This window comes from Nonomuraea sp. NPDC049419, from assembly GCF_040676995.1.
In the GTDB taxonomy this organism is placed as follows: Bacteria; Actinomycetota; Actinomycetes; order Streptosporangiales; family Streptosporangiaceae; genus Nonomuraea; species Nonomuraea salmonea.
This window is the reverse complement of the sequence record NZ_JBFAQB010000001.1, coordinates 466,453-488,140: the sequence shown is the minus strand read 5'-3', so window position 1 is coordinate 488,140 and position 21,688 is coordinate 466,453. Positions and strand designations below refer to the sequence as shown.

22 protein-coding genes are annotated in these 21,688 nt (G+C 71.5%); 8 read left to right on the top strand and 14 right to left on the bottom strand.

Features of this window, described 5'->3' with window-relative positions:
* Positions 1-79: 79 nt before the first annotated feature.
* The gene (locus AB0K12_RS02405) at positions 80-592 is read right to left on the bottom strand and encodes a PH domain-containing protein (RefSeq protein ID WP_364555072.1); all 513 of its coding nucleotides are present in this window, start codon (positions 590-592) and stop codon (positions 80-82) included.
* A 59-nt stretch (positions 593-651) separates the two neighbouring features.
* Complete coding sequence (locus tag AB0K12_RS02400) at positions 652-1,473, bottom strand: biotin--[acetyl-CoA-carboxylase] ligase (protein ID WP_364555071.1); 822 nt, start codon at positions 1,471-1,473, stop codon at positions 652-654.
* Positions 1,474-1,505: 32 nt separating this feature from the next.
* Here AB0K12_RS02400 and fdhD point away from each other — a divergent pair, with 32 nt between their 5' ends.
* Entirely contained in the window at positions 1,506-2,369 is an 864-nt protein-coding gene (gene fdhD, locus AB0K12_RS02395) for a formate dehydrogenase accessory sulfurtransferase FdhD (protein ID WP_364555070.1), read from the top strand.
* 67 nt (positions 2,370-2,436) lie between these two features.
* On the opposite strand, the gene AB0K12_RS02390 is transcribed toward fdhD, so the two are convergent.
* The 3 genes from AB0K12_RS02390 to AB0K12_RS02380 form a co-directional block, all read right to left on the bottom strand.
* Positions 2,437-5,058 (bottom strand): phosphoenolpyruvate carboxylase, encoded by a 2,622-nt coding sequence (locus AB0K12_RS02390; protein WP_364555069.1) that lies wholly within the window; start codon positions 5,056-5,058, stop codon positions 2,437-2,439.
* 68 nt (positions 5,059-5,126) lie between these two features.
* Entirely contained in the window at positions 5,127-6,686 is a 1,560-nt protein-coding gene (locus tag AB0K12_RS02385) for a hypothetical protein (RefSeq protein ID WP_364555068.1), read from the bottom strand.
* Complete coding sequence (locus AB0K12_RS02380; protein WP_364555067.1) at positions 6,683-7,501, bottom strand: ABC transporter ATP-binding protein; 819 nt, start codon at positions 7,499-7,501, stop codon at positions 6,683-6,685. The genes AB0K12_RS02385 and AB0K12_RS02380 overlap by 4 nt, the downstream gene beginning before the upstream one ends.
* 36 nt (positions 7,502-7,537) lie before the next feature.
* Between AB0K12_RS02380 and AB0K12_RS02375 the strand changes: the two genes are divergently transcribed.
* The 7 genes from AB0K12_RS02375 to AB0K12_RS02345 all read left to right on the top strand — a co-directional run bounded on the left by AB0K12_RS02375 (position 7,538) and on the right by AB0K12_RS02345 (position 13,899).
* Complete coding sequence (locus tag AB0K12_RS02375; protein WP_364555066.1) at positions 7,538-9,124, top strand: acyl-CoA carboxylase subunit beta; 1,587 nt, start codon at positions 7,538-7,540, stop codon at positions 9,122-9,124.
* A complete protein-coding gene (locus tag AB0K12_RS02370) occupies positions 9,121-9,330 on the top strand; it encodes an acyl-CoA carboxylase subunit epsilon (RefSeq protein WP_364555065.1) in 210 nt (69 codons plus the stop codon). The genes AB0K12_RS02375 and AB0K12_RS02370 overlap by 4 nt, the downstream gene beginning before the upstream one ends.
* A 107-nt stretch (positions 9,331-9,437) precedes the next feature.
* Positions 9,438-10,379, top strand: a complete 942-nt coding sequence (locus AB0K12_RS02365; protein WP_364365102.1) for an NYN domain-containing protein — start codon at positions 9,438-9,440, stop codon at positions 10,377-10,379.
* 177 nt (positions 10,380-10,556) lie between these two features.
* A complete protein-coding gene (locus AB0K12_RS02360) occupies positions 10,557-12,014 on the top strand; it encodes a DNA-3-methyladenine glycosylase 2 family protein (RefSeq protein WP_364555064.1) in 1,458 nt (485 codons plus the stop codon).
* Entirely contained in the window at positions 12,011-12,523 is a 513-nt protein-coding gene (locus AB0K12_RS02355) for a methylated-DNA--[protein]-cysteine S-methyltransferase (RefSeq protein WP_364555063.1), read from the top strand. The genes AB0K12_RS02360 and AB0K12_RS02355 overlap by 4 nt, the downstream gene beginning before the upstream one ends.
* A gap of 31 nt (positions 12,524-12,554) precedes the next feature.
* Positions 12,555-13,469, top strand: coding sequence for a hypothetical protein (locus AB0K12_RS02350; protein WP_364555062.1), 915 nt, complete (start codon positions 12,555-12,557; stop codon positions 13,467-13,469).
* 166 nt (positions 13,470-13,635) lie between these two features.
* Positions 13,636-13,899, top strand: a complete 264-nt coding sequence (locus AB0K12_RS02345; RefSeq protein ID WP_364555061.1) for a hypothetical protein — start codon at positions 13,636-13,638, stop codon at positions 13,897-13,899.
* A gap of 114 nt (positions 13,900-14,013) precedes the next feature.
* On the opposite strand, the gene AB0K12_RS02340 is transcribed toward AB0K12_RS02345, so the two are convergent.
* The 9 genes from AB0K12_RS02340 to AB0K12_RS02300 all read right to left on the bottom strand — a co-directional run bounded on the left by AB0K12_RS02340 (position 14,014) and on the right by AB0K12_RS02300 (position 21,688).
* Positions 14,014-14,952, bottom strand: coding sequence for a hypothetical protein (locus tag AB0K12_RS02340; RefSeq protein ID WP_364555060.1), 939 nt, complete (start codon positions 14,950-14,952; stop codon positions 14,014-14,016).
* Entirely contained in the window at positions 14,949-15,587 is a 639-nt protein-coding gene (locus AB0K12_RS02335; RefSeq protein ID WP_364555059.1) for a hypothetical protein, read from the bottom strand. The genes AB0K12_RS02340 and AB0K12_RS02335 overlap by 4 nt, the downstream gene beginning before the upstream one ends.
* A complete protein-coding gene (locus AB0K12_RS02330; protein ID WP_364555058.1) occupies positions 15,584-18,319 on the bottom strand; it encodes a BTAD domain-containing putative transcriptional regulator in 2,736 nt (911 codons plus the stop codon). The genes AB0K12_RS02335 and AB0K12_RS02330 overlap by 4 nt, the downstream gene beginning before the upstream one ends.
* A 69-nt stretch (positions 18,320-18,388) precedes the next feature.
* On the bottom strand, positions 18,389-18,805 hold the full coding sequence (locus AB0K12_RS02325; RefSeq protein WP_364555057.1) for a pilus assembly protein TadG-related protein: 417 nt from the start codon (positions 18,803-18,805) through the stop codon (positions 18,389-18,391).
* Complete coding sequence (locus AB0K12_RS02320; RefSeq protein ID WP_345396345.1) at positions 18,802-19,203, bottom strand: TadE family protein; 402 nt, start codon at positions 19,201-19,203, stop codon at positions 18,802-18,804. Before AB0K12_RS02320 ends, AB0K12_RS02325 begins: the two co-directional genes overlap by 4 nt.
* Complete coding sequence (locus tag AB0K12_RS02315; protein WP_364365078.1) at positions 19,200-19,598, bottom strand: TadE/TadG family type IV pilus assembly protein; 399 nt, start codon at positions 19,596-19,598, stop codon at positions 19,200-19,202. The genes AB0K12_RS02320 and AB0K12_RS02315 overlap by 4 nt, the downstream gene beginning before the upstream one ends.
* 29 nt (positions 19,599-19,627) lie before the next feature.
* Positions 19,628-19,873, bottom strand: coding sequence for a hypothetical protein (locus tag AB0K12_RS02310; protein ID WP_355411205.1), 246 nt, complete (start codon positions 19,871-19,873; stop codon positions 19,628-19,630).
* Complete coding sequence (locus AB0K12_RS02305) at positions 19,873-20,793, bottom strand: type II secretion system protein (protein WP_364555056.1); 921 nt, start codon at positions 20,791-20,793, stop codon at positions 19,873-19,875. Before AB0K12_RS02305 ends, AB0K12_RS02310 begins: the two co-directional genes overlap by 1 nt.
* Positions 20,786-21,688 carry a type II secretion system F family protein gene (locus AB0K12_RS02300; RefSeq protein ID WP_364555055.1) on the bottom strand — a complete coding sequence of 301 codons (903 nt, stop codon included), beginning with the start codon at positions 21,686-21,688 and terminating at the stop codon, positions 20,786-20,788. The genes AB0K12_RS02305 and AB0K12_RS02300 overlap by 8 nt, the downstream gene beginning before the upstream one ends.

Here is a 21,688-nt window from a genome sequence, read left to right as displayed (position 1 = left end):
GTGTCAGGAGGATGATCTCCGCAAGACATAGGGCTGGACCACGCCGGGACCACTTCTCACACGGACCGGCGGCTCGCGGTCAGCGGCCGTCGATCTCGCCGTCGGAGGCATCCTCCACGAGGCGGAACAGGTCGGTGCGGACGTCCTGGATCTTCGGGATGTCGCGCAGCACGATCTCGCCCCGCTCGCCCGCCGACTCGACCGTCAGCGTGCCGCAGCCGAGCAGCCGCTCGGGGAAGGTCTGGTCGGAGCTCACCGTGTTGACCTTGGCGATCGGGATCTCGTCGGTCGACTTGTTGAGCACGCCCGTGCTGATCGTGAAGCGGTGGGTGGTGAGCACGTAGCCGGTGTTCTTCCACTGCAGGTACGGGACGAACGACCAGATCGTCAGCAGGATGAGCCCGATGACGGCCACCGCGATCCTGGCGTAGAAGGCGTACTCGAAGTCGCCCGGGATGAAGTAGATCGCGGCGCCGGACGCGGCGGCGATGAGGACCAGCGCGATGAAGGGGACGACGAGCCGCTTCCAGTGGGGGTGGAAGGACCGGACGCGCCGCTCACCCTGCGTCAGATGGTGGTCGGGAATGGTCATGGCCCGTATCGTGCCACCAACGCCACCGGCCTGCCATGCCACCGGACGAACCGGGCTGATCACCCCGCCGGTCTGACGTGCACGACGTCGCCGGCGCTCAGCGTGTGGCGCTCGCCGCCCGCCTCCACCAGCAGGTGACCGGCCAGGTCGACGCCGGTCGCGAGGCCGGTGAGCGTGCGGTCGCCGGGCAGCTCGACCCTGACCCTGCGGCCGACGGTGGCGTTGGAGGCCAGGTAGGCCGAGCGCAGCCCGGCCGCCTCGGCGTCGCCGCCGGCCTGCGTCCATTCGCGGTAGTGGCTCTCGACCTCGCGCAGCACGGCCCGCAGCAGCGGGTCGCGGTCGGCGCAGGCCGCCTTCTCGACGGCCAAGGACGTGGCGGTCTCGACGGGCAGCTCGTCCTCGCGGAGCGAGACGTTCAGGCCCATGCCGATGATCACGGCGTCGTCGGCCCGCTCGGCCAGCACCCCGGCCAGCTTGCGCTCGCCGATCAGCAGGTCGTTGGGCCACTTCAGCCGGACGTCGACCTCGGCCAGGCGGCGGACGGCGGAGGCGGCGGCGACGCCGTACAGGAGGGACAGCCAGCCCTGTGCCGCCACCGGCACCGTGGGCCTGAGCAGGATCGAGAACGTCAGCCCCGAGCGCGGCGGCGCCGACCAGGCGCGGCCCAGCCTGCCGCGGCCCGCCTGCTGCGACTCGGCGACCAGCACCGTGCCCTCCGGCGCGCCGTCGCGGGCCGCCGCGGCCAGGTCGGCGTTGGTGGAGCCGGTGCTGTCGACGACGGTGAGCGCGGTCCACAGCGAGCCGGGGCGGACCAGGGCGCGGTTGAGCGCCGCCTCGGACAGGGGCGGGCGCTCCAGGTCGGAGTAGCGTGAGTCGGGCATCCCCCTATCTTCGCAGGGGGGAGGACGGAGGGATGAGCATGCCTACCGGTGAGGTCGCGCGGGCGCGGCCGGGGCCGATCACCCGCGTCCGCGTCAGGGAGCTGTCCGGCGCGTCGGGGCGCGACCGGCGTGACGACCTGGCGACGGAGGAGCCGCTGGAGATCCGGCTCACCGCGCCCGACGGCGCCCGCAGGACGGTCGCCATCACCATGCGCACGCCGGGCCACGACTTCGAGCTGGCGGCCGGGTTCCTGCACGGCGAGGGGCTGGCGGGGCCCGGTGACATCGCGGCGATCGCGTACTGCACTGACGAGGACCTGCCGCCCGAGGCGCGCTACAACACCGTGACGGTGCGCCTGAACGGCCCCATCCCCGAGCTGCCCGCGCTCGACCGGCACTTCCTCACCTCGAGCGCGTGCGGCGTGTGCGGCTCGGCCAGCCTCGACGCGCTGCGCGACCGCTGCCGCCCGGTGCCGCGCGGCCGGCTGGAGCTCTCCCCCGACCTGCTGTACGCGCTGCCCGACGCGCTGCGGCGGGCCCAGGGCGTGTTCGGCAAGACGGGCGGCCTGCACGCGGCGGGCCTGTTCGCGGCCGACGGGACGCCGGTGGCGGTGCGCGAGGACGTCGGCCGGCACAACGCCGTGGACAAGCTGACCGGCTGGGCGGCGCTGACCGGGCGGCTGCCGCTGGCCGAGCACGTGCTCATGGTGAGCGGCCGGGCCAGCTACGAGATCATGCAGAAGGCGCTGGCGGCAGGCGTGCCCGTGGTGTGCGCGGTGTCGGCGCCGTCGTCGCTGGCGGTGGAGCTGGCCAGGGAGTTCGGCCTGACGCTGGTGGGCTTCCTGCGCGGCGAGCGCTGCAACGTGTACGCGGGCGCCGAACGCGTCCAGGCGTGAGCGCGCGGAGGCCCCAGCGCGTTGTGGCGTGAGCCCGTGCCGTTCCCGGCACGGGCTCACCTGACGATCAGCCGGTGTTCTGCAGGCCGGCCGCGACCCCGTTGACCGACAGCAGCAGCAGCGTGGACAGCCGGTCGCGCTCCTGCTCCGACGGGTTGCCGGTGCGCAGCGCGCGCAGGGCGCGGAGCTGGAGGTGCGACAGCGCGTCCACGTACGGGTCGCGCAGCTGCACGGCCCTGCTGAGGACCTTGCGGTTCTCCAGCAGCCGGGTGTGCCCGGTGACGCGCAGCACCAGCTCGCGGGTGCGGTCGTACTCCTCCAGGACCTGCCTGCTGAAGTCCTCCCGCCCGCCCAGCGCGAGGTAGCGCTTGGCGATCGAGCGGTCGGTCTTGGCCAGCGACATCTCGGCGTTGTCCAGCAGCGCGTTGAACAGCGGCCATTCCTGGTACGCCGCCCGCAGCTCGTCGACGGAGCCGACGGAGGCGAGGCCGGTGCCGAGGCCGTACCAGCCGGGCAGGTTGACCCTGGTCTGCGCCCAGGCGAACACCCACGGAATGGCCCGCAGGTCGTCCAGCGAGCGGGGCGCGCCGAGCCCGCGCCGCGCCGGGCGGGAGCCGAGCCGCAGCGTGCCGATCTCCTCCAGCGGGCTGACCAGCCCGAACCACTCGGGGAAGCCGGGCGCCTCGGTCAGCGCCCGATACGCCTGCTCGGAGGCGGTCGCCACCTGCTCGGCCAGCCCGCGAAAGCGCTCGGCGGCGGCGGCCGTGCGCTCGCTCACGGTGGGCGAGGAGGCCATGAGCACCGCGTTGGCCACCTGCTCCAGGTGCCGGCGGGCGATGGCGATGTGGCCGTAGCGGGCGAAGATGACCTCGCCCTGCTCGGTGACCTTGAACCGGCCCGCGACCGAGCCGGGCGCCTGGGCCAGCACCGCGCGGTTGGCCGGGCCGCCGCCGCGCCCGAGCGCGCCGCCCCTGCCGTGGAACATGCGCAGCTTGACGTCGTGCTCGGCGGCCCAGGCGGTCAGCGCCTCCTGCGCCTCGTACAGCCGCAGCGTGGCGGCGGCGGGGCCGAGCTCCTTGGCCGAGTCGGAGTAGCCGAGCATGATCTCCATGCGCCGGCCGGTGTCGGCGAGCCGCCGGCGCACCTGCGGGATGTCCAGCATGCCGGTCAGCACGCGGGCCGAGTTGGCGAGGTCCTCGCCCGACTCGAACAGCGGCACCACGTCGAGCACCGGCGCGCGGTCGCCGAGCGCGTGCCGGGCCAGCTCGTGGACGGCGGCGATGTCGTCGGCCGTGCGGGTGAAGGAGACCACGTAGCGGGAGCACGCCTTGACGCCGAAGCGCTCCTGGATCCAGCCGATCACCCGGATCGTGGCGAGCACCTCCTCGGTGCGCTCCGACGGCTCCGCGCCAGCGCGCAGCTCCTCCAGGGCCGCCGCGTGCACCTGGGAGTGCTGGCGCACCTCCAGCTCGGCCAGGTGGAAGCCGAACGTCTCCACCTGCCAGATGAGGTGCTGCAGCTCCCCGTACGCCTGGCGCGGCGCGGAGGCGGCCAGCGACTCCTGGGCCAGCCGCAGGTCGGCGAGCAGCTCGTCGGGCGAGCGGTAGGCGAGATCGAGGTCGCGGCGGTGGGTGGCGGCGATGCGGGCGGCCACGAACAGCAGCCACTGCCGGTGCGGCTCGCGCGGCGAGCGGGTCGCCAGCTCCGACACCACGTCGGGGTGGGCGTCCACGGTCGCCGCGAGGCGCGTCCGCAGCTCGGGCGAGGGCGGCGCGAACTGGGCGGAGGCGGTCAGCGTGCGGGCGATGCGGCTGCAGGCGGTCTCCAGCGCCGTCAGCACATGCTCGGAGTGGATCTGCACGGTCTCGCGGGTGACCTTGGCGGTGACGTTGGGATTGCCGTCGCGGTCGCCGCCGATCCAGCTGCCGTACCTGATGAAGGGCCTGGCCTGCGGCGGGCGGGTGCCGGTGCGCTCGTCGAGCGCCGCGTCGAGCGAGCGGTAGACCTGCGGCACCGTACGGAACAGCGTCTCGTCGAAGGCGGCCATGGCGGTGCGCACCTCGTCGAGCGGGTCGAGCTTGGTGGAGCGGAGCTGGGCCGTACGCCACAGCAGGTCGATCTCCTCCAGCATGCGCCGCTTGTTCTCGGCGCGCTCGGAGGCGCCGCGCCCTGGCGCGTTGTACTCGGTGAGCTGGCCGCTGATGCGCTGGATCGCGGTGACGACGGCCCGCCTGCGGGCCTCCGTGGGGTGGGCGGTGAGCACGGGATGCAGCTCAAGGCCCTCCAGCAGCTCGCCGACCCGTTCGTGCCCCAGCTCCTGTACGGCCTGCGCGAGCGATTCGCGCTGAACCCGGCCCTCGGCGTCGCGCTCCCGCAGCGTACGGATGCGGTAGTGCTCCTCGGCCAGGTTGGCCAGGTGGAAGTAGCAGGTGAACGCGCGGGCCACGGCCACGGCCCGCTCGATCTCCCACCCGGCGACCATCTCGGTGATCACGTCGGCCGAGATCTCACCCTTGCGCGCCGAGATGACGGCTTTGCGCAAGCGTTCGACATCGGCCAGCAGGTCTTCGCCGCCCTGCTCGGCGAGCACCTGGCCGAGCAGTTTGCCAAGCATGCGCACATCATGGCGTAGCTCGTCCGGCATCTCGGTTACGGCGGCACTGCGACGCTCGAGCCCCTGGTCAATCATGTTTCGAAGGGTAGCGAGTCGGATTTCGCGGCCGCAGACCGGTCTCCGGTATTGGACTAGACCACTGGTCAGGTGGGTTTCGAGACCGCCGCGAGCAGTTCCGGCGTACGGCGGAAGCCGACCCTGGCGGCCAGCCGCCGCCCGAGCGTCTCCAGCAGCAGCCCGTAGAAGGGCGCGAGCACGGTGATCCAGGTGAGCCCGAACGCGAGTGGCACCACGAACGGCAGCACGAGCACCGCGATGGCGACCATGGCGCCCGCCGCCGACGCGAACGCCTGCCCGCCCTGGCCCGGGGCGGCGCCGGTGAAGGCGTTCATCCGGTCGGGCACCGTGTACGGCAGCACGACGCTGCTCACCGAGCCCACGCCGAGCCCGACGCCGAGCACGCCCCACCCGGCGAGCGCAGCGGGCAGGATGGCCTCGGGGTGGCCGACGTACAGGGAGGAGCCTGCGGCGATCACGGTCAGCAGCGGCACGGCGATGAGCGCGTTGGCGAGGTGGCGGCCCGCGAGGTCGGCGGCCAGGCCGCGCTCGGTGCCGAACGCGACGGCGTTCATCCAGATGGAGCGGCCGTCGATGCCGAACGCGTTGACGGACTGCAGGGCGATCATCCCGGCGCCGAGCGCGGTCAGCCCGATCGGTGTGCCGAAGCCGCCACCGCCCTGGCTGGTCAGCGAGAACGCCAGGATGACGGTGACCACGATGGCGCTGAACCAGCCGATGCGGTAGCGCGGCTCGCGCCTGATGTACTTCAGCTCCTTGGTCACCACGGCGGCCAGCGGGCCGTCGGGCAGGAACCGGTCGGCCAGGCCGCTCTCCCTGCGGACGGAGGCCGCCTGCGTGGAGACGTCGGACGTGACCAGGGCCCGGCTGAGCGCCTTGATCCACAGCACCGCCAGCGCCACGGCGACCAGCGCGACCAGCGCCACCTCGCCGAGCGCGAGCAGCCCGCCGTCGGTGATCGCGTGGGCCAGCATGCCGGGCGGCGTCCAGCGCAGCACGCCGGCCAGGCCGTGCAGCAGCGCGGCGGGGTCGCCGAAGCCGCGGTTGACGAGCAGGTTGGGCAGCTGCGCGAGCAGGACGACGAGCAGCGCGGCCACGGCCAGCACGTCACGTCCGCGCCGGGTGCGCAGCGCGCTGGACAGCGCCGTGGTGATCAGCCGGGACGCCACCACGCAGAGCGCGAACTGCACCAGCACCGCGAGCAGCCCGATCAGCCAGCCGCCCGGCCCGGAAGCCAGACCGACGAGCGCGCCGAGCGTGATGACGAGCAGCGCGACCGGCCAGACGCCGGTGACGGACGCGGTGAACATGCCGATCGCCAGCCTGCGCGTGCCGAGCGGCAGCAGCGCCAGCTTGGCCGGGTCGAGCGTGTCGTCCAGGCCGAACGCCAGCAGCGGCACGATCATCCAGCCCAGCAGCAGGGCGGCGAAGGCGAGGGTGACGAGCGAGGCGGCGACGTCGGGCGGTGCCAGCCGCAGCAGGCTCATGAGGAAGAAGCCGAGCACGGCCAGGCCGGCCGCTACGACGAGGGTGAACAGGAAGCCGATCTTGCGTTGCAGGTCGCCGCGCAGGTTGCCGGCCAGCAGGCGCAGCTTGAGCTGCGCGAAGAGCGCGACCGTGCTCATGACGCGGGCCCCTGCTTGGGGGCTTGGCCGGATGCTCGGCCTGGGGCTTGGCCGGACTGGGAGCCGAGCCAGGTGAGGCCCGCTTCGCCGCCGCCCGGCGCGCCGCCGACCAGGTCGAGGAACGCCTCGTTGAGGCTGCGCGCACCGCGTACGTCCGTTAACGGGCCCTGCGCCACGATCTGGCCCGCGCTCATCACCGACACCCAGTCGCACAGCCGCTCGACCAGGTCCATCACGTGGCTGGAGAAGATGACGGTGGAGCCTGAGGCGGTGTAGCGGCGCAGCACCTCGGTGAGCGTGTTGGCGCTGACCGGGTCGACGCCCTCGAACGGCTCGTCGAGGAAGAGCACCGACGGGTTGTGCAGCAGCGCGGCGGCCAGGCCGATCTTCTTGCGCATGCCGGTGGAGTAGTCGACGACCAGCTTGTCGGCGCTGGCGGTGAGGTCCATCACGGCGAGCAGCTCGTTCGCGCGCTCCTCGACGTCGGCCCTGGGGATGCCGCGCAGGCGGCCGTTGTAGATCAGCAGCTCGCGACCCGACAGCCGCTCGAACAGCCGCAACCCCTCCGGCAGCACGCCGATGCGGGCCTTGACCGCGACCGGGTCGTGCCAGACGGAGTGGCCGGCGATCTCGGCGACGCCGCCGTCGGGGCGCAGCAGGCCGGTGATCATGCTGAGCGTGGTCGTCTTGCCGGCTCCATTGGGCCCGACGAGCCCCGCGAAGCTGCCCGCGGGGACCACCAGATCGACGCCGGCGACGGCGATCTGCTGCCCGTAGCGCTTGAACAGGGCGTGCGTGCGTACGGCGTCCGTCATGGAACCACTCTAGGAGGAGGGGCTAGCCTTGCGCGCATGACCACTGCCGAGCCGATGCCGGAAGAGCCGGACATCCACACCACCGCCGGGAAGATCGCCGACCTGGAGCTTCGGCTTGATGAGGCCGTGCACGCGGGGTCCGCGGCGGCGGTGGAGAAACAGCACGCCAAAGGCAAGATGACGGCCAGAGAGCGGGTGCTGGCGCTGCTCGACGAGGGTTCGTTCGTGGAGTTCGACACGTTCGCCAGGCACCGCTCGACCATGTTCGGGCTGGAGAAGCGGCGGCCGTACGGCGACGGCGTGATCACCGGGCACGGCACGATCGACGGCCGGCAGGTGTGCGTGTTCTCGCAGGACGTGACGGTTTTCGGCGGCTCGCTCGGCGAGGTGTACGGCGAGAAGATCGTCAAGGTGCTCGACCTGGCGCTCAAGACCGGCTGCCCGATCATCGGCATCAACGAGGGCGGCGGCGCCCGCATCCAGGAGGGCGTGGTCGCGCTCGGCCTGTACGCCGAGATCTTCAAGCGCAACGTGCACGCCTCCGGCGTGATCCCGCAGATCTCGCTCATCATGGGCGCCGCGGCCGGCGGCCACGTCTACTCCCCCGCGGTCACCGACTTCGTGGTGATGGTGGACCAGACCTCGCACATGTTCATCACGGGTCCCGACGTGATCAAGACGGTGACCGGTGAGGAGGTGACGTTCGAGGAGCTGGGCGGGGCGCACGCGCACAACACGAAGTCGGGCGTGGCCCACTACCAGGCCACCGACGAGCAGGACGCGCTCGACTACGTCAAGGCGCTGCTGTCGTACCTGCCGTCCAACAACCTCGACGAGGCGCCCGCGTACGAGGCGGCCGACGATCTCGACCCCGATCCGGAGCTGGACGCGCTGATCCCCGACTCGGCGAACCAGCCGTACGACATGCACCGGGTGATCGAGCACGTGCTGGACGACGGCGAGTTCCTGGAGGTCCACGCGCAGTTCGCGCCGAACATCGTGGTCGGGTACGGCCGGGTGGACGGGCAGCCGGTGGGCGTGGTGGCCAACCAGCCCATGCATTTCGCCGGATGCCTGGATATCAAGGCATCGGAGAAGGCCGCCCGATTTATTCGAACATGTGATGCCTTCAATATTCCTATCTTGACTTTTGTTGACGTACCGGGTTTCCTGCCCGGCACTGATCAGGAATGGAACGGAATCATCCGCCACGGCGCCAAGCTCCTCTACGCCTACGCCGAGGCCACCGTCCCGCTCATCACCGTGATCACCCGCAAGGCGTACGGCGGCGCGTACGACGTCATGGGGTCCAAGCACCTCGGCGCGGACGTCAACCTGGCCTGGCCCACCGCGCAGATCGCGGTCATGGGGGCACAGGGCGCGGTCAACATCCTCTACCGGCGCGAGCTGGCCGCCTCCGACGACCCCGACGCGCGCCGGGCCGAGCTCGTCACCGAGTACGAGGACACGCTGGCCAATCCGTACATCGCGGCCGAACGGGGCTATGTGGACGCGGTGATCCGGCCGGCCGACACCCGGCCGCAAGTCGTCAGGGCGCTGCGCGCGCTGCGGAACAAGCGGGCCACGCTCCCGCCCAAGAAGCATGGGAACATCCCGCTGTGACGCCACATCTGCGTATTGTCCGGGGCGACGCCACGCCCGAGGAGATCGCCGCGTTGGTCACCGCACTGGCGGTGCGGCGCCGTCCGGCGGCCGAAACGGAGGGCACTCCAGTTCCGCGTCGCCAAACCTGGCGAAACCCCGCCAGAGCTATGCGTAAGCCTGTCGTCCCAGGGAAGTCGGCATGGCGGATGAGCGCACTACCCTAGATAGATCCTGCGAATCGGGTGTCAAGTTCCCCGGGAGTTGGGACTATCTAGAGAAAGTAGGCGTATATAGTCAGCCGATCAACTAACACCGCGGCCTGGAGGACGACATGGCCATCCCAGACCTCATGCCGCATCCTGTGGCAGCCAAGTACGCCGTCCTAGTGGATGTCGGTTATCTGTACGCGGCGGCAGGTGAAGTGCTGCTCGCCGCGAAGGAGCGCAAGGAATATCGGGTGGCCGCCGATGAGCTCATCCAGAGTCTACAGAAACATGCAGAAGCACGTATTTCTGGCGAACTTCTGCGGATCTATTGGTATGACGCCGCCCGTGATCGCGTGCCGACCGTCGACCAGCGTGTGATCGCCCAGCTTCCGTGGGTCAAGGTGCGCCTCGGCAACCTGAACGCCCGTGGCCAGCAGAAAGGCGTCGACGCGCAGATCCGGAGCGATCTGGAGGCACTGGCCAGGCATCACGCGGTCACCGACACGATCCTGCTCGCGGGCGATGAGGACATGGTCCCGGCGGTCGAGGCGGCGCAGGCGTACGGCGTGCGCATCCACCTGTGGGGCGTCGAACCGCCTTACGGCACCAACCAGGCGGAACGCCTGGTGTGGGAGTCCGACACCGTCGAAGTGATCAGTGCAGATTTCCTGAGGCCCTTTTTCAGCCGTGCTCCCCAGCCCGTCCCCGTCACCCCACCCGCCGCCGCGCCCTCGCCCGCGCAGGTCTTCGCCGGGCGCGCCCCCGTCAAACCGCACGCCAAACCCGGCCAGGTCGCCAAGCTGGGGCCCAGCCGGCCGCGCGTGGAGGACGTGGGCGAGCACGTCGCCCAGAAATGGATCCTGACCCGGGGCCGCGACAACATCCGCGACCTGCTCCCCGGACCGATCCTGCCGACCGTGATCGACACCGAGCTGCTGATCGAGGCGGAGAAGGAGCTCGGCCACTCGCTGCGGCCCTACCCGGAGGCGCGGGTGTGGCTGCGTGACGGGTTCTGGGCGCGGGTGTACCGCGAGTTCGACCTGGGGGTGGGCGTCTCGTCCAAGTAGCAGGGGGCCTTCTGTCGGAAAGGCCCGCACCTCGGGCGGCCCGTGCGGGCCCTCCCGCCCGAAGGCCCTGACTCCGGCCGTCGCGCGTGAGGAGCCCTGAGGCCGTCACCTGGGGTGTCACGGCATGGTCCGATTTCCGCCAGTCGCCACCCCTGGGGAGCGCATACCGTCGGAGACATGGCCCTACAAGAGCTCGACTTCGACTCCTGCTACCGGGCCGTCTCCGCCAGGGACCCCCGGTTCGACGGCCGTTTCTACACGGCGGTGACGACCACGCGCATCTACTGCCGTCCGATCTGTCCCGCCCGTACGCCGGCGTCGCGGAACGTCCGCTTCTACCGGCACGCGGCCTCGGCCGAGGCGGCCGGGTTCCGGCCGTGCAAGCGCTGCCGGCCCGAGCTGTCGCCCGGCGATCCCGGCTGGGACCTGCGCGGCGATCTCGTCGGCCGGGCCCTGCGGCTCATCGACGACGGCGCCGCCGACGAGCAGGGCGTGGCGGGGCTGGCCAGGCGGCTGCACATCACGGAACGCCACCTGCACCGGCTCTTCGTCGCCGAGCTGGGCGTCGGGCCGCTGGCGGTCGCACGGACCAAGCGGCTCCTGCTCGCCAAGCAGCTCCTGACGGAGACGGCGCTGCCGGTGACGGAGGTGGCGTTCGCGGCCGGGTTCGGCAGCGTGCGGCAGTTCAACGCGACGATGCGCGAGACGTACGGGTTCACGCCCAGCGAGCTGCGCGCCACCGCCGGCCCCCGCCCCGCCCTCCTCGCCCACGCGTCCGTTCCGGCCGTGGACGAGGAGGCGGCGAGACCCGTGGACAGCACGGCTGCGGGGGCGGTGACGCTTCGGCTGCGGTTGCACCGGCGGGAGCCGTACGAAGTGGACGGCGTCTTCTCGTTCCTCGCCTCTCGCGCCATACCTGGCCTGGAGGTGGCGGACCGGACGTCGTACCGCAGATCAGTCCAGGGCGGGACGATCACCCTCACTCCGCGCCCCGACCACATCGCGCTGGACGTGGCCGTCGAGGACACCAGGCAGCTCGCGAGGATCGTCGCCCGCTGCCGCCGCCTGCTCGACCTCGACGCCGACCCCGAGGCCATCTCGGACGTCCTCGGCCGCACCTCACTCGGCCCGCTCGTCGCGGCCCGGCCCGGGTTGCGGGTGCCGGGCACGTTCGACGGGTTCGAGCTGGCCGTACGGGCGGTCGTGGGCCAGCAGATCTCGGTGGCGGGGGCGCGTACGCTGCTCGGCCGGATCGTGGCCAGGGCCGCCGCGCCCGGCGGCCTCTTCCCCACGCCCGCCCAGCTCCTCGACACCGACCTGAGCGGCCTCGGCATGACCAACCGCCGCATCGACACACTCAAAGACCTGGCCGCCCGCCTCGCCGACGGGCAGCTCGACCTGGACGGCGGGCAGGACCCCGCCGAGGCGGTGGCGGCGCTGCTGGAGGTCCGCGGCATCGGGCCGTGGACGGCCGGCTACATCGCCCTGCGCGCCCTGCGCGACCCCGACGCCTGGCCCACGGGCGACCTGGTGCTGGTCAAGCGCATGGCCGCCCTGGGCATTCCGAACGACCACATCGAGCGGTGGCGCCCGTGGCGGGCGTACGCCGCCCTGCACCTCTGGAGTTCATCATGATCGCTGCTCAGCTCGTACCGTCGCCGGTCGGCCCGCTGGCGCTGCTCGCCCGCGAGGGCGTGCTGGTCGCGGCCGGTTTCACCGCCGAGCCGAAGGAGATGTTCGCCCGGCTCACGCCCGCCCTGCAGGCGGAGGGCCTGGAGATCGTGGACGACCTGGGCGCCGCCGCCGAGGCGGCTCAGGCATACCTCGCGGGTGACCTGGACGCGCTGGACGCCGTACCGGTCTCGCAACCCGGCTCCCCCACCCGCCGCCGCCTGCACGCGGCGCTCCGCGAGGTCAAGGCGGGAACGACGGTCTCGTACGCGGAGCTGGCCGAGCGGGCCGGCCTCCCGAAGACAGCCGCGAGAGCCGCCGGCTCAGCCTGCGCCCAAAACCTCATCGCCCCCTTCGTCCCCTGCCACCGGGTTTTGCCCAGTGGTGGTGGATATGGCGGCTATTACTACGGCGTACCGGTAAAAGAATGGCTGCTCGCCCACGAACGTGGAGGTATCATCAACCCTGCGTAAAGGGCGAGTAGCTTTCGGTAATGTTCTCTGCATGGTGACAATCGAACATGAGTACCTCCTCGAATTAGTGACCAACAACCCCGCCATGGTCGGGGACCTGCTGATCGGGTCAGGACTTCCCGTACCTGCATTCGATGCGGCCGAGCTGGGCTCAGGCGACTTCAACGACCGTCGGCCCACGGAATACCGGGCCGACGCGGTCGTCGTCTTCAAGAAGAGGAACGAACCGGTACAAGCGGTCGTCGTGGAGGTGCAACGACAGCCCGACAAGGGCAAAACATGGTCCTGGCCCGTATATATATCGACACTACGGGCATCTCGGAAATGTCCGGTCAAGCTCATCGTCTACTGCGAGAACGAGGCAACCGCCAAGTACTGCGCCACTCCCATAGACATGGGCCACCCGGGCTGGATCCTCAAACCCATCGTCGTCGATCCCTCGAAAGTCCCTAAGATCACCGATCTCCATGAGGCGATCGACAACCCGGAACTCACTGCGCTCTCGGTCATCGTGCATGGGAAATCCGGCACTCCAGAGGGTAAGCAGGTCGTAGAGACTTTCATGCAGGCCGCAGTCGAGCGACCGAAAGGCCGGCCCGATTATGCTGACCTGGTAGCCGTCGTGCTGCGCGACTTCAACTTCACTCAACCATTGGAGGAGGCCAGAATGCCGGTAACCGTCGAACAGCTTGAGGAAGTCCCATACGTCCGCCGATGGATGGAATTGGGCGAAGTTAAGGGCGAAGCAAGGGGCGAGGCAAGGGGCGAGGCAAGGGGCGAGGCAAGGGGCGGGGCCAAGGCCGTCATCAAGATACTCCACGAGCGGGGCATTTCCATCTCTCCCGAAGATGAGGAACGCATCCGCTCCTGCACCGACCACGAAATGGTCGAGAACTGGATCAGCAAAGCACTCAAGATCCACAACGTGGACGAGCTCTTCGACTGACCTCAACCCTCCGGGCCGCGCCGCACCATCACGGTGGGCTCCGGCCCGGAGGTCCAGCCACGGCATGTTGGTAAGCCACATCTGCGGCATCAGCCGGGCACAGCCGACAGACGATGCCAGAAACCGGGCTGCCAACATGCGACACCCCCTACTGAAAGAATTTCGCGTGCCGGTAACCTTCGAACAACTTATGGAAGTCCCATACGTCCGCCGATACATTGAATTGGGCGCGGCTCTGGCCGAAGCAAGGGGCATGGCTAACGCCCTTATCAGGGTGCTCAACGAGCGAGGCCTCTCCGTCTCACCCGAGGCCGAGGAACGCATCCGCTCCTGCACCGACCACGAAACGCTCGAGAACTGGATCGGCAAAGCACTCAAGGCCGACAGTGTCGACGAGCTCTTCGAGGAGGTTGAGGAGGGCGCGGCGTAGGTCTCAGTCCTGCGGCGTCGGTCGTCAGATCCCGGCGTTACTCGGTGCCACGCGTCGTGCGGGGCCCGGCCGCTGAGCCCCTTCGGGGAGCGGCCGGGTCGCGCCTATAGAGGGTCAGTTCGCCGGTGGGGTGACGTTGCTTTGGATCTCGCCCACCGGGACGTCTCGGGTGGCGCTGACCTCTACCGGGGCGAACTGCACCGGCACCGCGTTGTCGGCCACCTCGACCGGCCACACCGTGGAGACCGTCAGCGTGTACTTCTCGCCCGGCTGGTCGATCGACGAGTGCAGGTAGCGGACGCCGCAGGAGAACGTGCCGCTCTTGGTGAACGGCCTGCCCGCGGCCCCGCAGCCCGATTCCGTCACCTCGGCGCGATCCTGCGAGGTGCCGGGGTCGATCTTGATTTCCTTGAGGGTGGCGACCAGGGTGACGCTCATGACGCCGGGGATGGACGCGGTGACCGTGCGGGTCGGCTCGCCGACACCGTCGAGCCACACCCAGGTGGGCAGGTTGACGTAGCTCTTGGCGTCGGGGTTGAGCTTGATCGTGGGCTTGGGGACGGTCAGCGCGGCCCGCGCGACCTCGGCCAGCTGCTCAAGGGTGATGCCCGACGGCGGGGTGGTGTTCGGCGGGGCGAACACGAACAGCTCAAGGCCGGCCCAGCAGGCCGCGCCGTTGGGGTCGGCCTTGTTGTAGGCGGGCACCCACCACAGCCCCTCCTGGCCCAGCTTGTCCTTGAACGGCTGGATGAACTCGCGGAAGCGATCGGTGTCCGCCTGCGTCCTGTTGCCCCGGGGGTCGGAGATCTTCTTGAACATCTCCTCGGCGTTCCCGGCCGGCTCGTACCAGCAGGGCCGCTTGATGCGGTAGCCGTCACCCTCGCCGCCCTTGGAGCCGCTGATCTTGATGGTGTCCGTGGAGAGGTCGAGGTGGCGGGTGCGCCCCTCACCACCGCCCCGGACGTTCACATCGGGCGGTTCCCCCTCGCCGGGGGGCGCCTGGTAGGCGGCCATGAGGCTGCTCGCCAGCAGTACGGAGATCAGGGTTCTCATCGGGTGCACCGTTCCTCGACTCTCGCGCGGCTCCTGATGCGCCACACCCCGTCGTCACCCCGGTGCGCGAGCACGCTCTGCGGGTACGGGCTGCGCATCCAGCGGGGCTGGTTCGGGATGGGTTTCCCGGTGTCGGCCGAGACCACCTTGACGTCTCTCTCGTCGATGCAGGCGTTGATCTGGGCGCCCTTGCCGTACACGGCGGCGACGCGCAGGTTGTAGAGGCGTGCCGTGCCGCGGATCGTCTCGCCCTCGTCGGTGAAGGCGCGGATCCAGTCGGAGATGGACACCTCGGCCTCGTACTCCAGGTTGTGCCCGTAGCCCGACGCGCCTTCCGCGATGGCTCTGCGGACGCCGAGGTAGTAGTCGACCATGGTCTTGACCAGCGGGTCGGGGCGCGCCGGCCACTCGACGCGCACCCACATGGCCTCCCCGACCTCGACCGTCTGCGTACCGGTCGGGACGGCCGCCGGTGACGGCGCGGGTGCGGACTCCGGCGGATCGGTCTCCGGTTCGGCGCTCGCGGCGCTCCGCGCCGGAGCGGGCTGCGCGGCCTCCTGGGGGCGGTACGGGGGATCCGCCGTACCGCACCCGGCCGCAAGCAATAAGGCGATCACCATCGCCGTACGTCTCATGCCGATGACTCCCTCACCACATGTATGCGCCACGTGGGCAGCAGTTCTTCGATCAGCGCCTCGGTTTCGGGGGCCATGCCGCCCCCGTACGGGTGCGAGGCGGCCCGCCTGGTCAGCCCCTCGACGACGGCCCGCAGGCGTACGGTGTCCTCGGTCGCGTGCGTGGCCCTGAGCAGGTCACGCCAGAGGCCCTCGTCGTCGGGCGCGAGCAGCAGCGCGGCGCGTACGGCGGCCACCGCGGCGTCCGGCTGCCCGTGGGCGAGCCGGATCTCGCAGAGCTGGTGGGCGGCGTCGGCGACGGCGGCCGTCACGTCGTACTCCAGGTCGTCGGCGGCCAGCCAGGCGTAGCCGCCGGGCCGGCGACCGGCCAGCAGCGGGCCTCTGACCAGGCCGAGCGCCTTCTCCAGCAGGACGGCCCCGGCCGTGGGGTCGCCCTTCGCGCGGCGTACCAGCTCGCGGAAGACCGCCCAGTCGGTACGCACGCCGGGCCCCAGGCTGAGCCGCCCCGCCGCGTCGGTGTGCAGGTGCCGGGGGCCGAGCCACTCGGCGACCCTGGCGATGGTGGCGTCTCTGACGATGTCCTGGACGCCGCGCGGCCACAGCACGCCTCCGAGCACGACCGGATGCACGCCGCCGACGTGCGTGGCGAGGTAGACCAGCAGTTCGGCGGCCAGCCCCATGCGGCCCTCCTCCAGCGGGGGCAGGCCGGTGATCTCGACGGGGCCGAGGATCCTGACCTCGACGGCGGGCTGCTGGAGGCCGTCGAGCGGCTCGGGTTCGCGCATGGGCTCGCCGTCGAGCCGGTCGGCGGTGCGGAACAGGTCGACCAGGGCGCGGTAGTGGCGGCGGGGAAGGAGCTGGGCGTCCACCTCGAAGCCGAGCTCGGCGATCCTGGCCCGGCCGTCGTCGCCGATCTCCAGCGTCCAGGTGGCGTGCGGCACCTCGCCCGCCACCACGTAGCCGGCGGTGTCGCGGCGGGCCAGCAGCGCCAGCCTGCGCGCCTCCTCGTGGGTGGGGGCGACGGCGGACAGCAGGTAGTGGGCGCGGCGCGGGCTGCCGGTGATGCGGCCGGTCAGCACCTCCGTACGCGGCGCGGCGCCGGCTTCGAGCTCGGGCAGCACCTCGGCCAGGCCGCCGACCGCCCTGATGCGGCCGGGCGCGATCGCGGTCAGCTCGGCGCCGAAGCCGACGAGCGTGATGCGCATGCGGTCGGACCAGCGGTTGGTGGCCAGCTCGACGGCGAGCGCGGCGAGCGCGGCGGTGGTCTGCGCGCCGCGCACGTTGATCAGGCCCTGCGCGGCCTCAAGGTCGATGAGCACGCGCCCGCCGTCGTCGGTGCCGATGGACACGAGCCCCGGGTAAGGGGCGCCCGCGTGCCCCCTGTCGGGCGGGTCGGGCAGCAGGCGGCCCTCGTGCGCGGGCAGGCGCCAGACCTGGCCGCCGTCCACGGCGATCCAGGGCGCGGGCGGGTCGGGGTCCGGCGGGTGGATCCACAGGTCGAGCGTGCGTGGCGACAGGTGGGCTCCGTACACGGTGGGCGGGGTGCGGCGGCGCGCGGCCAGCTCGGCGCCCAGCATGCGCAGGCCGACGTCGAGCACGCGGGCGCCCGGCGCGTCGCTGCCGAGCCTGAGCGCGACCTCGGCCTGCGCGGCGTCGTCGTGCGGCCGGGCGATCCTGCGGCCGAACACCCGCCGCCAGAGCTGCTCGCGGCGCTTGCCGGCCAGCACGAACAGCAGGCCCGCGGCGGCCAGGGAGGCGGCGGCGAGGTAGTCGACGAGGTCGCCGTCCCGGCTCTCCTGGATGACCGGCTGCTGCTCCTGGCGCTCCTGCCGCTCCTGGCGCTGCTCGGGGCGCTGGTCGGGGCGCTGATCGCGGCGCTGCTCCTGGGCGGCATCCGGCTTGCTGTGCTTGCCGGGAGCCTTCTTCGGCAGCTCCCGCTCCACCTGCGCGCGGCCGGGATGCTCGCGCAGCGTCTTCTCGCGCGGCTGGTCGGCGGGGACGATGTGGACGTTACGCGCGTCGTCCGGCATGTCGAGCACCCAGCCGGGCCTGATCAGGTCGGCCATCTTCAGCCGGGTGCCGTCGGGTTGCTCCTTGGCCTGGTTGAGCCGGTAGATCTCGTGGTAGCGGCGGCCGTCGCCCAGGCACTTCTCCGCGATCTCCCACAGGCTCTCGTGGTGGCGGCCGTGCGGGGGCTGCACCACGTACACCTTCTTGGTCTTGGGGGTCTCCAGCGTCTGCTCGACGAGCGGCGCGGAGTACGCGACGGCCGTCACCGGCGGCGCGGCGGGCGTGGGCGCCAGCTTGACCAGCGGCGCGACCATCGCCCCCGCCGTGAACAGCAGCAACGCGGCCGAGACGAGCTTGTTGGCGAGGAACTGGGTGCCGCCGGACAGCGGGACCCTGGCGGGCATGCCGACCCTGCGGACGCCGGCGTAGACCTCGACGAGCACGCACACGAAGAGCTGGAACCAGGCCAGCCACACCAGCAGCACGAGCACCGCGATGATCGTGCTCGGGCCGACGTTGCCGGTCAGCACCTCCAGGTCGAGCAGCTCGGGCCTGATGGGCGGCCCGACGAAGGTGAGCAGCGCGTACGGCACGCCGCCCACGAGCCCGGCCAGCACGACCAGCGCGGCGAGGCCGGCCAGCACGTCACCGGCGCTGCGCCTGCCCGAGGCACGCGCGGGGACATGCCGTCCGTGAGGACGCGCGGGCTGTCGCGTCGGCATCGCCTCTCCTTTCCTGGTCCAGGGTCGTGCCGTGAAAAGTCCCGCTGCCATCGACCGGCGGGATTCGGTCTATCTCGCTTCGGGTGCGGCGGTGGCCTCGCCGGTCATCTCGGCGCCGGAGAAGCCGATCGCGCCGAGGAAGAACGCCTCCCACCGCACCGACACGGTGACCGTCACCTGGGCCCCGCCCTGCCCGACCGTGCACTCCCTCGGGCTGACGTCGTCGCCGCCCTGGGCCGCGACGATCTCGTCGGCCCTGGCGCACACCTCGTCCTCGCCGAGCAGCCGGGTCTCGCCGGTCTCGCGGAGGTGGTCGACGTCGAGCTGGTCGGCGGCGGCCCTGGCGGCCTGCTCGGCCACGTCGGCGGCGCGCAGCCGGGCGTTGATCGCCGAGCCGCCGTCCACCAGCAGCCCGGCCAGCAGGAACACGACCACGGAGAACAGCACGGTGAACACCGACATCGAGCCGCGCTCGCCCCGTCTCACTCGATCCTCCTGAACTGCTCCAACGGCACCACGGCCGTCCCCGTGAGCTGCTTGGTGCCGCCGAAGCCGAGGAAGGCGAGGTCGAGCTCGCAGGTCACCTCGGCCTGGACGTGCCCGCCCTGCTCGTACTCGGAGCCGTCGAGCGAGACGGCCGACGACCGGCAGCGGTCGTCGAGCACGCTGGTGAGGATGGCCTCGGCGGCGGCCTCGGCGTCGTCTCGCGTGCGCTGCACGGACGCGGCCCTGGCGGCGTCGCGCGCCGCCCCGTTGACCCGGCCCTGCGCCTCGACCAGCACCCCCGCACCGGCCAGGAACATGAGGAACAGCAGGAAGACCGGGGCCAGCATGACGGTCTCCACCGCCATGGACCCGCGCTCACCGTCCGGGTGGGTGGTCATTGGCAGTCCTCGCCGCCGTTGTCGGGACGGAAGCACTCCACGGGCCCACCGGAGGTGGCGGTGATCGTGAAGGCCAGCTCGGGCAGCAGCGGGATCACCTGGACGGCGCTGCCGGTCACGGTGACGAACCGCTCGTCCGGCTCCTTCTCGGACGTCGTGGCGGTGGCCTCGCGCAGCAGGCTGGGCCCGATCGTACGGACGATCTCGGTGGCCTTGCCGGTGGCGGCGCCCTCCCAGGCCCCCGAGTCGAACGGCGCGGACCTGGCCACGCGGGCGCCCTCCCTGGCCGCCGCCTCCGCCACCTGGCGGGCGTGGAACCAGAGGGCGACCTGCACGATGAGCAGCGCGGTGGCGAGGATGACCGGCATGAGCATGGCCAGCTCGATCACCGTCACACCGCGCTCATCGCGCCGTGGCCGGGCTCTCACGGGGCCTCGTCACCTCCGCCGTCGCCACTGCCGCCACCGCCGCCGAAGCTCTGCTCGATCTGGTTCTGCTGGTTCTCGACCAGCGTCTTGATCAGCGTGGCCAGGCCGAGCGCGACACCGGCGATGATCGCCGTGATGATCACCCATTCGACGGCCGACGCGCCCCGGGTGGGCGCGGTGCGGGCGCGGTGGACGCGCACGCCGAGATAAGCGGTGAGATAAACGATCCAGGGATGGTGCATCAGACCCCCAACATCTTCATAGCGGCGGGAAAACTGAGAAAAATCACGAAGCCGGCGCAGAGCAGGAGCTGGGCGACGAGCATCGACTGCGAGCGTTCGCCCGCCCTGCCCTCGATCTCGGCCAGCTCGCGGCGGCGCAGCGTGGCGGCCCTGGCGGTGAGCGAGGCGCGCACCTTGGCGCCGTCGTCGGCGACCAGGCCGAGCGCCGCGGACAGGTCGCGCAGCTCGTCGACGTTGATCTCCTCGCCGAGCTGGCCGAGCGCCTGCCACGGCGTGATGCCGACGATCCGGGCGCCGCTGAGGGCGTCGCGGATGCGGCCCATGGCCCAGTTGGGCTGGTCGCCGCTCACCGAGACGGCCATCATCAGTGCCTCGGGAACGCCGCGGCCGCCGGCCAGGTTCATGGAGACGAGGTCGAGGAAGGCGCCGACGACGTGGCGGAAGTCGCGCCGCTTGGCCGCCGCGTCCTTCTTGACCTGCAGGTCGGGCAGGAAGAAGAAGATCGCGGCCACCAGCAGCGCGGCCCAGAACGGGATGGCCAGGGAGGTGCCCCACTCCATGAGCACGAGCCAGGCCAGCAGCAGCGGGAACGCGAGCAGGCCGCTGGCCGCCAGCAGCGCCTTCGTGGCGAGGAACGCCTCGAACGAGCGGCCGAGCAGGGCCAGGTCCGCTTTGACCGACCTGACCTCCCAGCCTCGGGCGCCGTAGATGGCGGCCAGCCGGACGCCGAGTCCGCGCCGGAACGCGCTGACCTCCTCGTCCGGCAGTATGAGCTGGATGCGGGGGGCGCCGGCGTCCTCGCGCACGGCGTCGAGCGCTAGCAGCCGCGCCACCAGTCCTGGACGGGCCGGGAAGAGCGCACGGAACAGGACGAACATGCCGAGCCCGAGCACCGCTCCGGCGATCGCGCCTTCAACCACGGCCACCACCTCCCTTGGGGACGACCGGCCGTTCCGCGGCAGGCGCGGAGACGACCGCCGCACCGCCCATCAGCAGGCGGGTGGGCTTGTCGAACCTGGCCAGCCGCCGCATCCACGCGAACCCGGCGCCGAACAGCCCGGCCACGACCACGAGCACGGCCTGGCCGAGGAAGCCCTCGTACTCGGCCACGTACGACGGGTTGAACACGACGAGCAGCCCGGCGAAGGCGAGCGCGGTGATCACCACGATCTGCACGCTGCGCCGGGTGGCGCGGCGCTCGGCCTCCACGCGGCGGCGCATGTCGAGCTCTTCGCGGGCGGAGACCGCGAGCGCGCCCAGCACGTCGCGCAGGCCGGGGCCGCGCAGCTTGGAGTTGAGGATGAGCGCGGCCACGACCAGGTCGGCCGAGGGGTCGTCGAGGTCGTCGGCGAAGCGGGCGAGCGCCTCGGGCAGGGCCATCCTGGTGTGCAGCCGGTCGATCAGGGCCCGCAGGTGCGGTCTGAGCGTGGGCGCGGCGGCCCTGATGGAGGACGGGATGGCCTGTTCGAGCCCGGCGGCGCCGGCGATGGTGTCGCGCAGCGACTCCGTCCAGGCGGCCAGCCCTTCGAGGCGGCGCATGGCGGCGCGCTCCTCCGCGGCGCCGCCCGCCAGGCCGCGCCAGGCGAAGACGAGCAGCACCGTGCCGACGGCGGCGACCGGCCAGCGGGTGACGACGAGGACGAGCACGGCGGCGACGGCGGCCACGGCGGCGCGGGTGGTCAGCATCTTGACCAGGTGGCGCTTGGGGCGGCCCGGGCGGGGGCGCAGGCCGTACAGGGCGACGACGAAGAGGAACAGGCCGCCGCCTGCCACGGCGCCGGCCAGCAGCGCGAGCGGATCGAACGTGAACGGCAT

Bases quoted from the DNA above. Each gene is read 5' to 3' on its own strand.
- fdhD (WP_364555070.1), top strand. From the start codon at position 1,506: ATGAGCATGCCTACCGGTGAGGTCGCGCGGGCGCGGCCGGGGCCGATC.
- AB0K12_RS02330 (WP_364555058.1), bottom strand. From the start codon at position 18,319: ATGCCGACGCGACAGCCCGCGCGTCCTCACGGACGGCATGTCCCCGCG.
- AB0K12_RS02340 (WP_364555060.1), bottom strand. From the start codon at position 14,952: ATGAGAACCCTGATCTCCGTACTGCTGGCGAGCAGCCTCATGGCCGCC.
- AB0K12_RS02405 (WP_364555072.1), bottom strand. From the start codon at position 592: ATGACCATTCCCGACCACCATCTGACGCAGGGTGAGCGGCGCGTCCGG.
- AB0K12_RS02400 (WP_364555071.1), bottom strand. From the start codon at position 1,473: ATGCCCGACTCACGCTACTCCGACCTGGAGCGCCCGCCCCTGTCCGAG.
- AB0K12_RS02390 (WP_364555069.1), bottom strand. From the start codon at position 5,058: ATGATTGACCAGGGGCTCGAGCGTCGCAGTGCCGCCGTAACCGAGATG.
- AB0K12_RS02385 (WP_364555068.1), bottom strand. From the start codon at position 6,686: ATGAGCACGGTCGCGCTCTTCGCGCAGCTCAAGCTGCGCCTGCTGGCC.
- AB0K12_RS02375 (WP_364555066.1), top strand. From the start codon at position 7,538: ATGACCACTGCCGAGCCGATGCCGGAAGAGCCGGACATCCACACCACC.
- AB0K12_RS02310 (WP_355411205.1), bottom strand. From the start codon at position 19,873: ATGCACCATCCCTGGATCGTTTATCTCACCGCTTATCTCGGCGTGCGC.
- AB0K12_RS02335 (WP_364555059.1), bottom strand. From the start codon at position 15,587: ATGAGACGTACGGCGATGGTGATCGCCTTATTGCTTGCGGCCGGGTGC.
- AB0K12_RS02350 (WP_364555062.1), top strand. From the start codon at position 12,555: ATGGTGACAATCGAACATGAGTACCTCCTCGAATTAGTGACCAACAAC.
- AB0K12_RS02320 (WP_345396345.1), bottom strand. From the start codon at position 19,203: ATGACCACCCACCCGGACGGTGAGCGCGGGTCCATGGCGGTGGAGACC.
- AB0K12_RS02355 (WP_364555063.1), top strand. From the start codon at position 12,011: ATGATCGCTGCTCAGCTCGTACCGTCGCCGGTCGGCCCGCTGGCGCTG.
- AB0K12_RS02365 (WP_364365102.1), top strand. From the start codon at position 9,438: ATGGCCATCCCAGACCTCATGCCGCATCCTGTGGCAGCCAAGTACGCC.
- AB0K12_RS02360 (WP_364555064.1), top strand. From the start codon at position 10,557: ATGGCCCTACAAGAGCTCGACTTCGACTCCTGCTACCGGGCCGTCTCC.
- AB0K12_RS02300 (WP_364555055.1), bottom strand. From the start codon at position 21,688: ATGCCGTTCACGTTCGATCCGCTCGCGCTGCTGGCCGGCGCCGTGGCA.
- AB0K12_RS02380 (WP_364555067.1), bottom strand. From the start codon at position 7,501: ATGACGGACGCCGTACGCACGCACGCCCTGTTCAAGCGCTACGGGCAG.